Origin of the sequence: Peribacillus sp. NPDC060253 (assembly GCF_042727425.1) — a bacterium.
Taxonomy (GTDB): Bacteria; Bacillota; Bacilli; order Bacillales; family DSM-1321; genus Peribacillus.
On sequence record NZ_JBHXAS010000001.1, the window covers coordinates 124,817 to 134,327 of the forward strand.

A 9,511-nucleotide genomic window follows, 5' to 3' on the forward strand; every position below is an offset into this window, starting at 1 on the left:
GGATTTTTTGTATATAAAAAAGGAGTGACCTCATGTTTAAATTAAAAGAACGGAATTCAAATATCAAGACGGAAGTACTTGCGGGGCTTACAACCTTTTTAACACTAGCTTATATCATCGTTGTAAACCCCATGATTCTTTCTGATGCCGGTGTTCCTTTCGACCAGGCATTCACAGCAACCATAATTGCAATAATAGTCGGTACCCTATGCATGGCCCTTTTAGCCAATTACCCGATTATCATAGCGCCTGCTATGGGATTGAATGCTTATTTTGCCTACTCGGTACTGGGAACCCATGATATTACATACACAGTTGCCTTCTCTGCAGTCTTTGTTACCGGTATCATCTTTATCCTTTTATCCCTAACCTCTTTCCGCTCAAAATTGATCGAGGCCATCCCAAATAACTTGAAGCATGCAATCAGTGCCGGAATCGGGCTTTTCATCACCTTTATCGGACTTCGCTTGTCAGGTGTCGTAACACAGCATGAATCCAACCTGGTTACCCTTGGAAGCTTCAGGGACGCTAGTGTGGCGCTTACATTGGTTGGTTTGGTCATAACGATCGTGCTGATCGTTCGCAATGTGCAGGGAGCGATATTCATCGGAATGATTGTGACGGCCATAATCGCTTTCTTTACAGGTCAATTGAAAATAGATGGACTTGTTTCCACACCTTCATTACCTGAAGGAATAATTGTCGCCAATCCCATCACATCTATTGCGGATGTCATTAACTACGGGCTTTATGGCGTCGTCTTCTCCATTCTGCTTGTCATGCTGTTTGATACTACGGGAGCTTTATTGGGGATCGTACGTCAAGCAGGATTGTTGAAGGAAAATAAGCTAGAAAAATCCGGCAGTGCCTTTTTTGCAGATTCCATCGGCACTACCGTTGGCGCCATGTTCGGTACAAGCCCGACCGCGGCCTCGGTTGAATCTTCAGCTGGAGTAGGGGCAGGCGGTAAGACAGGTTTAACCGCACTTGTAGTGGCCCTCCTTTTCTTAATAACCGCCTTCTTCAGCCCGCTGATAGGTGCAGTCTCAAATGTAGCTGCAATCACGGCACCAAGCTTGATCATCGTGGGAAGTATGATGATCAAAAGCATAAACGAAATTGACTGGACACACTTTGATGAATCATTTCCAGCCTTTTTGGTCATTGTCGCCATGCCGTTAACATCAAGCATCGCCAACGGGATAGCACTTGGATTCATCGCTTATCCCATTTTAAAAATGGCTAGAGGAAAATTCCGCGAAGTACATCCGTTCGTGTACATGTTTGCGATTCTATTCCTCTATCAACTGATTTTCCTAGCCTGATCGTTTTAAGAGGGACCCCTGAGGCCCCTCCTTTTTTTATGAATTCCTTTCCAAAAAAAGAAGGATATCCAACTTGTCGTCAGATATCCCTCTACATATTCACTGGTTCATTTGATCAAGGAAATCACCCAGGAGATCGTCGAGATTTTCCTCTTCCGGTTCCGATTCTTCCTCTTGTTGTACGGGTTCATCTAAACTCCAATCAAAATCATCCAGATCTTTCTTAGGCAAGTCCTCCCGGACCTCCTCAGCTTCCTGTTCTTCAGGCTCAGCCTTCATATATGATTCATCATTCGATCCATTACTGTTCAAGGAGGCAAGTAAGGCCGTTGCGCGTAAAGGATCGGATAAAAGGTTGTACATAATCGTTCCAAGCATAGCTTCTGAGTGGGAATGCTTGAGCCAATCACGCTGAGATTTGCTTAGCTTGTTCGGCATGGGCAGGGCAATCATTTCCCGATCCTGATGGGTGGATTGCCCGACTCCATCGAGAACATACTCAGCAATTTTACTGGAAAAATTCCTTCTTTCCGTTTCCTTCAATTTCTGCAGCTGTCTTAACGTATAATCTGATACATCCGAAGGAATACGAAAAGTGATGGCTTGTCCTCTTTTAATTTCAGAAGAAGCTGTTTTTTTCATTCTCTCACCTATTTAATGGAACCCGTTCTTTGTTCTTTCTTCTTTTGCTGGGATTGATTCTGTTCCTTTGCATTCCGGCGATTAAAATCGGAAATCAATTTATAATAGGCGTTTGCCATCATCCAAACGCTTTCCCGCTCGTCTTCGAAAAAGTCTATATTGTAGCCATCGAAATTTTGATTCAATGTTTTCAAGTAATCTTTCAGGACAATCGATCCCCCGCCTACAAAATAGCAGATTTCTGTTTGTGAATTTTTTTGCCATACGTTGCGCAGGTGGCGATATTGCTTTTTGGCCAGTTCTCCCAAAATACGGTCAACGATATCATGGACGCTTGTCCGGCTTCCGCGAACCATAATATGATTGCGATCATTTTTCTTCGTGATGATTTCTACGACATCGCGCCTGCTATCCAACTCGACACCATGTTTCTTCCTGATTTCTTCACGAATTGATTCAAGTGCTTCAGCAACTCCCAAATTGAATCCTTGTGCCTTGTCATCGTCAACTTTACGATTTTTAATGACCGCGATATCCGTCGATAATCCACCGATATCCTGAATAAGTATTCTTCTATCTATTAATTCACGGTTAATGATATTCAAATCTTTATCCATGACCAAATTTATGTATGCAGCGAAGCCCTCTGGATAGACTTTCACTTCATCGAACTTGATATTAACCTTCATGCCTTGATATTTAGGAGTAATTAAAAATTCCACCTGATGGACGGAACCAAGTAATTTCGAGCGGTACCCGACGTCTTTCCCTTCTTTAACCTCCCGAAGTGGCAACCCTGTTCCAAGCGTATAGTTGGCTTCCACAACGTTATTCACTTTTTTGAATGTATCGTTGTCCCCCAACTTGGCAGCGTCTAATGCAAGAGCCGCAAAAAGCATGACTAATGTTTGATCTTCTTCCGATTTACTGCTTCCTAAATCCAGTTCTGTAGGATTATCACTTTTTGTCGCCAAGTTTCCAACGCGATAAATCGCATTATTGTCTTGCAGAGCCGGTGAATGGACCCTAATATGAATCCCTTCCATTGGGTTTTTTTCATTAAGTTCCTCAATCCCAATGACCGGACGGTCCTCTATGTCTTTTGCAATGACATTTGGTATATATAGTTCAGACTCTAGTTTTCCAAAAATAGCTTTGATAGCATCATTTCCTACGTCTACTGCTGCGATTCTAGAACTCATCTAAAAACATCCCCTTTTTTATAGAAAAAATTTAGTGAAGCATTCCCTTTAAGGATAGGAAAAGTTTCCACGATAGTCAATGCTTCATTAGTAATAGCTATATTTGTCGAATTGTTTTCAAATTGTTTACAATAGGAACAAATATGTATACACCTTATATATAGCTATGTATACGTATTTGTACACACGTATACATAATTGTGTACGATGTATCTTTTTTTGTTTACACGTATACGTGTTTGTACACAAACCATATATTGTATTTTTAATTGATCTTTCCCCTACAAAAATAAGCGTATAAATAGTGAGTTTGGTCATGGTGATAAATGGACAATTCACTAATGAACTGTATAACTGTATAGGGGTATTCAAAAGACTGAGAAAAATACAGAAACTTCCCAAATTCGGGAACCCTATTGGCGCAGTGCGTTAAAATTACATTCCATTGAATGTAATTTACCTGCAATAGATACCTATATTCACGCGAATATTGATGAATATAAAAGTAAAACTCAAAGCTATGTTACAGGTAAAGGTTGATAGTTTCTAAATAACTATATCCTATGTGAAATTAAAAGGGTTTCTATTGGTCACCTGGATATTAATACTGAAATAAATATTAGATTGTGAAGGTCTCCCCTTCAACTAACGGGGCAGGTTAGTTGAAAAAGAAGATACAATTAAAAATAAGAAAATAGGAGTGTAAACATATGGGACTAGATGTTGTGCTTTATGACAAGGATGACAAAATAATAGATTCTTATGCAATAACGGAAACTTTACACAATGAAATATTTAACTCTAAGAGATTATTACTTGGCGGATGAAGAATATATAGGAACATCGATTACGGGGTTAATTGATGATTTGAAAAGGTATAAGATGTTTATAACCCAGCATAAGAAAGAAGAGTATCAAGAATTCATTGATAAAATCTCCATTGTTGGTGACTAAATGTGAAAATTTTGTTCAACTAACTTGCTGCTTTAGTAAACTGACAGCTCATTTTGATGTTCCAATTTGAAATAACCTGCCTTAGAAGGCGGTGTTTCTAAGTCTTAACGTGTCTGCGGTTTCCCAAGTTCCGTGAACACTCGCTATGATAAGCATTACCTTTTTCTTATTCAAATCACTTTCCATTTTTCTATTGTCAAGGAACTGAAACCGCACTAAATATAGCTGCAAATATTTCGTAGATACTCCATTAAATCGACTCAACCATTTCTTTAGTCCGGAATGGTAATTATTTATATTATTAAGATGATAGATGCCTTTCGTGACGTATTCTTTCTTACTGCCATTTATGATAATGTGTTAAACATCGTTTTTAGTCGAATAAGATTTATAAGAATGATGAGCAGCAGAAATAAGCACAGTTTCACTTTGGAAATGCATTGTAAGGGTTGTATCATTTGCTCTGTTAGAATTCTACCTGAACCGACACGCTTCGAGAGGGCTGTTTTGTTTCGGTCTCTTGCGGCCAAGACACAGACTTGTTCATTGGAGATACCTCTTTTAGTAGCTGAGCCACCACGTTTTCTTGATTTACGGTTCGAAATAACCTTTCGACCTTTATGACTTTCTAAGAATTAGGTTTCATCTACTTCTACTATTCCTTCAAATGTACCGACACTTCCTTTCACAAGAGCAGATAACCCTTTCAGCATACATTCAATAAACCCAATCCATTTGTCTGCCTTTTTCGAACGATACATAGGGGAGTTTGTCAAATGGCAGCTCAATTTAAGAGAATCTTTGCACCTCTAACGTTGACGACCATTTCGCTTACCATAGCGAACAACTGACATACTTCCACATTGTCGGCAATGAAAGCCGTGATAAAACTTCCAGGATACCACAACTGATTACGGTTTATTTAAAAAAACTTTAACATAGCCAAATTCAAAAAGAACTAAAAACCTATCGAAACTAGCCATTCGCGGGGATTATGCAGAAGAAATCCCTTTCTCCTTTCCTTGTAAATCTTCCATGATCCAAGCACAGTTTCACCCCTTTGAAATATTTAACGGCCCTCCTCTCCACGACTCTGGAAGCTGAAGAAGTTCCCACGATAGTCAACCCTTCATTAGTTGTAGTTATATTTTTCGAATTGTTTTCAAATTGTTTACAATAGGAACAATTATGTATACACCTTATATATAGCCATGTGTACGCTTTTGTTTACATGTATACATTATTGTGTACATTCCATCTATTTTTGTTTACATGTATACGTTTTTGTAAACAAACCAAATAATGTATTTTTTAATCTTTCTTCTTACAAAAATTAGCGTATAAATAGCGGATTTGGGTATGGTAATAAATGGACGATTCACTAACTGAACTGTATGGAGGTATTCAAATGACTGAAAAAAATACAGACCTTCCCCGATTTCCGGAACCCTATTGGCGCAGCGCGTTAACTTTCCCTTCTTTTTCCAAACTAGATACAGATATAACCACTGATGTCTTAATAGTAGGTGGTGGAATTACTGGAATCACTTCAGCCTATTTACTAGCTAAACAAGGTGTTAAAGTCACACTGATTGAAGCAGGCGAAATCCTTACTGGAACGACAGGACACACTACAGCAAAAATCACGGCCCAGCATGGCCTGATTTACGACCAGTTGATCACTGACCATGGTGAAGAGAAGGCCAAACTTTATTATGAAGCCAATGCAGATGGAATGAAGCTAATCAAAGACTTGGTAGAGGAACATTCCATTGAATGTAATCTGACTGCACAGGATGCCTATATTTACGCAAATACGGATGAATATAAAAGCAAAATTCAAAAAGAACTGAAAGCCTATCAAAAACTTGGGATTCGAGGCGATTATGCAGAAGAAATCCCATTCTCCATTCCTTGTAAAGCTGCTGTGATCATGAAAGATCAAGCCCAGTTTCATCCATTAAAATATTTAACTGCCCTCATTTCGACAATTCTCGAAAGTGGAGGCACAATTTATGAACGGACAACGGCAATGAAGATTGAAGACGGCGATCCACCAACCGTTCTGACGGATACTGGACATACCATCAAAAGCAATCAGGTTATCGTCGCCTCCCACTTCCCTTTTAATGATGAAGTGGGCTTATACTTTGCCCGTGTTCATGTAAAAAGGTCCTATGTACTTGGAATTAGGACTGAACAGGAATATCCCGGGGGGATGTATTACAGTGCCGACAGCCCTACCCGCTCCCTTCGCTATACGGAATTGGACAATGGGGAAAAACTTATACTGGTTGGCGGAGAAGGCCATAAAACAGGGCAGGGAATCTCGACAATCGAGCATTATGAGGCCCTGAAGGATTTCAGTTCCCAGTATTTCGATGTGAAGGACATTCCCTACCGCTGGTCGGCACAAGATATTGTGACACCGGATAATATCCCCTTCGTCGGTCCAGTGACATCCAATCATCAAAACGTCCTGATAGCTACCGGCTATGCGAAATGGGGAATGACGAATGGATCGATTGCTGCCAAAATCTTGACGGACCGGATTTTGCAAAAAGATAACCGGTATGCGGAATTGTATGATCCTGCCCGTTTAAAAGGCTTGAAAAATATGATCCAAGATAATGCTGATGTGGCGAAGCATCTGATCAAAGGCAAAGTGGCCGTCATTGATAAAAAGCCAGAAGACTTAGGTATCGATGAAGGGGCAATCGTAAAGGTGAATGGAGACAAAGCTGGGTGTTACCGTGATCATGATGGCCAGCTGCATATAGTCGATTCCACATGTACACACATGGGATGCGAGGTTGAATGGAATAGCGGCGACCGTACTTGGGACTGCCCATGCCATGCCTCCCGCTACTCTATCACTGGTGAAGTTTTAAATGGCCCTGCTGTCGAACCATTGAAAAAAATACGCTAATGGTCAATTTATGATGTACCCTAATAGTCGACTAGTTCTGCTGTTTTCCTTATACTGAAGTTACTGCATGAACGAATGGTTGCAAATAACTCTAAAAAGGATTGAATCGAATATGAACGGTAAAAATCGAAAAGATATTACACCAGGCACCTCTGTGGACATTGTACTTAAAGCGGATCAACGCAGCGGAAAACTGACGAGCGGCACTGTAAAGGATATTTTAACCAACTCCAGCAGTCACCCTCACGGAATTAAAGTAAGATTGACGGACGGCCAGGTTGGCAGGGTTCAAGTCATTCATAAGTAATCTGCACTCGGCCAAGGCCGAGTGTATTTTTTTTGATTTTCCGAAGGAATCGTTAACGAGGCGGATATTTCAATCATGTTTCCCGCTCATACTTCGTACAATAGGGTTGAGATTATCTCTTTTAAAAAGGCTGGTGTCAAAATGAATCAAGAATATAATGCCCCTGATCGGAATGATTACCGAAATGATGAAAATACATTGAAAGTCTCCGGCTCAGAGACGCTATCTGCCGCTCCGGATCAAGCGACGATAACCCTTGGAGTCATAACAGAGAATGAAGACCCGCAAAAGGCCCAGCAGGCCAATTCTCAAGCAATTGCAAATGTCATCGAATCACTTAAATCCGCTGGCATTCCAGAAGAGCAATTGAAAACGAGTGATTACAGAATCGATCCACAATATGATTATATCGACGGAAAGGAATTGTTCAAGAACTACAAAGTCCAGCACATCCTCCAGGCCCAAACGACCGACATCGAAAAAATCGGCAGCATAATCGACACGGCAGTCAGAAGCGGTGCCAACTCAATAACAAGCATCCGCTTTTCCTTATCCAATCCAGAATCTTACTATAACCAAGCACTCTCGCTCGCTTTAAATAATGCATACGAAAAAGCACTCTCCATGGCTCGAACACTGGGAATCTCATTGAACCCAGTCCCTATTAAGGTTGAAGAGGTATCTGAAACAGCTACTCCAATGCTTTACCAAACAAGTACCTTTTCAAAAATGGCGACTACCCCGATTCAGCCCGGAGAATTGAACATCACTGCCTCAGTAAGAGTCGAATATACGTATTAAAGCACTCATTCCATATAAAACCCCCTTGGCAAACCAAAGGGGGTTTTTCACTTTAAAAGACTACCGTTTTATTTTCATGAACGAGGACCCGGTCCTCCAAATGCCATTTAACGGCACGTGCCAGCACCCTGCGTTCAGCGGAACGACCGATTTTCTTCATATCCTCTGCAGAATCACGATGGTCCACACGTTCAATATCCTGCTCGATGATTGGTCCTTCATCCAAATCATTCGTCACATAATGAGAAGTCGCCCCTATCAGCTTGACCCCGCGGTCATATGCTCTTTCATAAGGCCGTGCACCAATGAATGCAGGTAAAAATGAATGATGGATATTGATGATTTTATTTGGATGGGCGGCTACGAAATCCGGCGTCAGGATCTGCATATACCTAGCTAATACAATTAGGTCCACATTGTATTCTTCCAAAAGTCCAAGCTGCTTTGTCTCCACTTCCTTGCGTATATCCTTATTTGCAGGAATATAATAAAAAGGGATCCCCATCGATTCGACAATTTGCCTCGTATCTTCATGATTACTGATAACTAGCGCAATATCGGCCAATAAATCCCCGCTTTGCCACTCCCAGAGCAATTCCAGTAAGCAGTGCGGTTCTTTGGAGACGAAGATAGCCGTCCTCTTCAAATCACTCACATGATTAAGTGTCCACTCCATCGAAAACTTTGTCGAAACTTCATGAAAGGCCACTTCCATATCCGCTGCCCTATCCTTTAATCCTGGGCAATCGAATTCAATCCTGGTAAAAAAGGTGCCGCCCTCAGGGTTCAACGAATACTGGCTCAACTCGACAATATTTGCATCATATTCTTTAAGAAAGGCCGTAACTGTCGAAACAATTCCTGGTTGGTCCGGACATTTTATAATTAAACGGCCTCTATCTTGATTTTTTTCACGAAATTCCTCTAACTGCTCTTGCACAAAGTTGCTCACCATTTTCCCAACTGCCCTTCTTCTATTTTGCTACATTATACTTCAATTCATAGGCAAAATTAAAGTCAGTCAATTAATACGGGATTGAATACCTTAGTAATAACTAGACGCTCTCTATTACATTGCTTTTGGATTTTTTGCATAAAAACAGTAGCTTACAGTTTATTCTTCAGTTGAATATACGAAACAAAATGCATGAATAAAGAAAAAAACATAACGATAGAACAAATACTTACAATAATAAATGAGAATCGTGATTTGTTTTTAATTGTGATATATGTAAATGTTACGGTCGGAAATAAAAACAAAACTTGCATCCAAGTAGGCACATCAAAAGGACCCGTATACAATAAAATCGTTTTCGCCAATGTGTCTCTGTTTAGAGATGCTTTTTTATTT

9 protein-coding genes and 1 pseudogene are annotated in these 9,511 nt (G+C 40.4%); 5 read left to right on the top strand and 5 right to left on the bottom strand.

Annotated elements, in window-relative coordinates; translation table 11 throughout:
* Positions 1–32: 32 nt before the first annotated feature.
* Complete coding sequence (locus ACFWE9_RS00655) at positions 33–1,325, top strand: NCS2 family permease (protein ID WP_377355317.1); 1,293 nt, start codon at positions 33–35, stop codon at positions 1,323–1,325.
* Positions 1,326–1,424: 99 nt separating this feature from the next.
* Here ACFWE9_RS00655 and ACFWE9_RS00660 read toward each other — a convergent pair whose 3' ends face one another.
* Both ACFWE9_RS00660 and ACFWE9_RS00665 read right to left on the bottom strand, forming a co-directional pair.
* A complete protein-coding gene (locus tag ACFWE9_RS00660) occupies positions 1,425–1,967 on the bottom strand; it encodes a hypothetical protein (protein WP_230159131.1) in 543 nt (180 codons plus the stop codon).
* An 8-nt stretch (positions 1,968–1,975) separates the two neighbouring features.
* The gene (locus ACFWE9_RS00665) at positions 1,976–3,169 is read right to left on the bottom strand and encodes a ParM/StbA family protein (protein WP_230159130.1); all 1,194 of its coding nucleotides are present in this window, start codon (positions 3,167–3,169) and stop codon (positions 1,976–1,978) included.
* Between the two features lie 786 nt (positions 3,170–3,955).
* Here ACFWE9_RS00665 and ACFWE9_RS00670 point away from each other — a divergent pair.
* On the top strand, positions 3,956–4,123 hold the full coding sequence (locus ACFWE9_RS00670; protein WP_230159129.1) for a hypothetical protein: 168 nt from the start codon (positions 3,956–3,958) through the stop codon (positions 4,121–4,123).
* An 81-nt stretch (positions 4,124–4,204) separates the two neighbouring features.
* Here the strand turns inward: ACFWE9_RS00670 and ACFWE9_RS00675 are convergent.
* A pseudogene (locus tag ACFWE9_RS00675) lies at positions 4,205–5,016 on the bottom strand (IS1595 family transposase); the annotation flags it as partial.
* 515 nt (positions 5,017–5,531) lie between these two features.
* On the opposite strand from ACFWE9_RS00675, the gene ACFWE9_RS00680 reads away from it, so the two are divergent.
* The 3 genes from ACFWE9_RS00680 to ACFWE9_RS00690 all read left to right on the top strand — a co-directional run bounded on the left by ACFWE9_RS00680 (position 5,532) and on the right by ACFWE9_RS00690 (position 8,160).
* On the top strand, positions 5,532–7,052 hold the full coding sequence (locus ACFWE9_RS00680) for an FAD-dependent oxidoreductase (protein ID WP_377355318.1): 1,521 nt from the start codon (positions 5,532–5,534) through the stop codon (positions 7,050–7,052).
* Positions 7,053–7,164: 112 nt separating this feature from the next.
* Positions 7,165–7,359 (top strand): YwbE family protein, encoded by a 195-nt coding sequence (locus tag ACFWE9_RS00685; protein WP_057914066.1) that lies wholly within the window; start codon positions 7,165–7,167, stop codon positions 7,357–7,359.
* 141 nt (positions 7,360–7,500) lie between these two features.
* On the top strand, positions 7,501–8,160 hold the full coding sequence (locus tag ACFWE9_RS00690) for an SIMPL domain-containing protein (protein ID WP_230159127.1): 660 nt from the start codon (positions 7,501–7,503) through the stop codon (positions 8,158–8,160).
* A 52-nt stretch (positions 8,161–8,212) separates the two neighbouring features.
* Here the strand turns inward: ACFWE9_RS00690 and purU are convergent, their stop codons facing one another.
* Both purU and ACFWE9_RS00700 read right to left on the bottom strand, forming a co-directional pair.
* Positions 8,213–9,115, bottom strand: a complete 903-nt coding sequence (purU, locus tag ACFWE9_RS00695; RefSeq protein ID WP_377355319.1) for a formyltetrahydrofolate deformylase — start codon at positions 9,113–9,115, stop codon at positions 8,213–8,215.
* A gap of 152 nt (positions 9,116–9,267) precedes the next feature.
* Positions 9,268–9,511: hypothetical protein (locus tag ACFWE9_RS00700; RefSeq protein WP_377355320.1), on the bottom strand; the 244-nt coding region annotated here is incomplete at its 5' end.

Coding starts and splice junctions, on each gene's coding strand:
- ACFWE9_RS00655 (WP_377355317.1), top strand. CDS start 33: ATGTTTAAATTAAAAGAACGGAATTCAAATATCAAGACGGAAGTACTT.
- ACFWE9_RS00660 (WP_230159131.1), bottom strand. CDS start 1,967: ATGAAAAAAACAGCTTCTTCTGAAATTAAAAGAGGACAAGCCATCACT.
- ACFWE9_RS00665 (WP_230159130.1), bottom strand. CDS start 3,169: ATGAGTTCTAGAATCGCAGCAGTAGACGTAGGAAATGATGCTATCAAA.
- ACFWE9_RS00670 (WP_230159129.1), top strand. CDS start 3,956: ATGAAATATTTAACTCTAAGAGATTATTACTTGGCGGATGAAGAATAT.
- ACFWE9_RS00680 (WP_377355318.1), top strand. CDS start 5,532: ATGACTGAAAAAAATACAGACCTTCCCCGATTTCCGGAACCCTATTGG.
- ACFWE9_RS00685 (WP_057914066.1), top strand. CDS start 7,165: ATGAACGGTAAAAATCGAAAAGATATTACACCAGGCACCTCTGTGGAC.
- ACFWE9_RS00690 (WP_230159127.1), top strand. CDS start 7,501: ATGAATCAAGAATATAATGCCCCTGATCGGAATGATTACCGAAATGAT.
- purU (WP_377355319.1), bottom strand. CDS start 9,115: ATGGTGAGCAACTTTGTGCAAGAGCAGTTAGAGGAATTTCGTGAAAAA.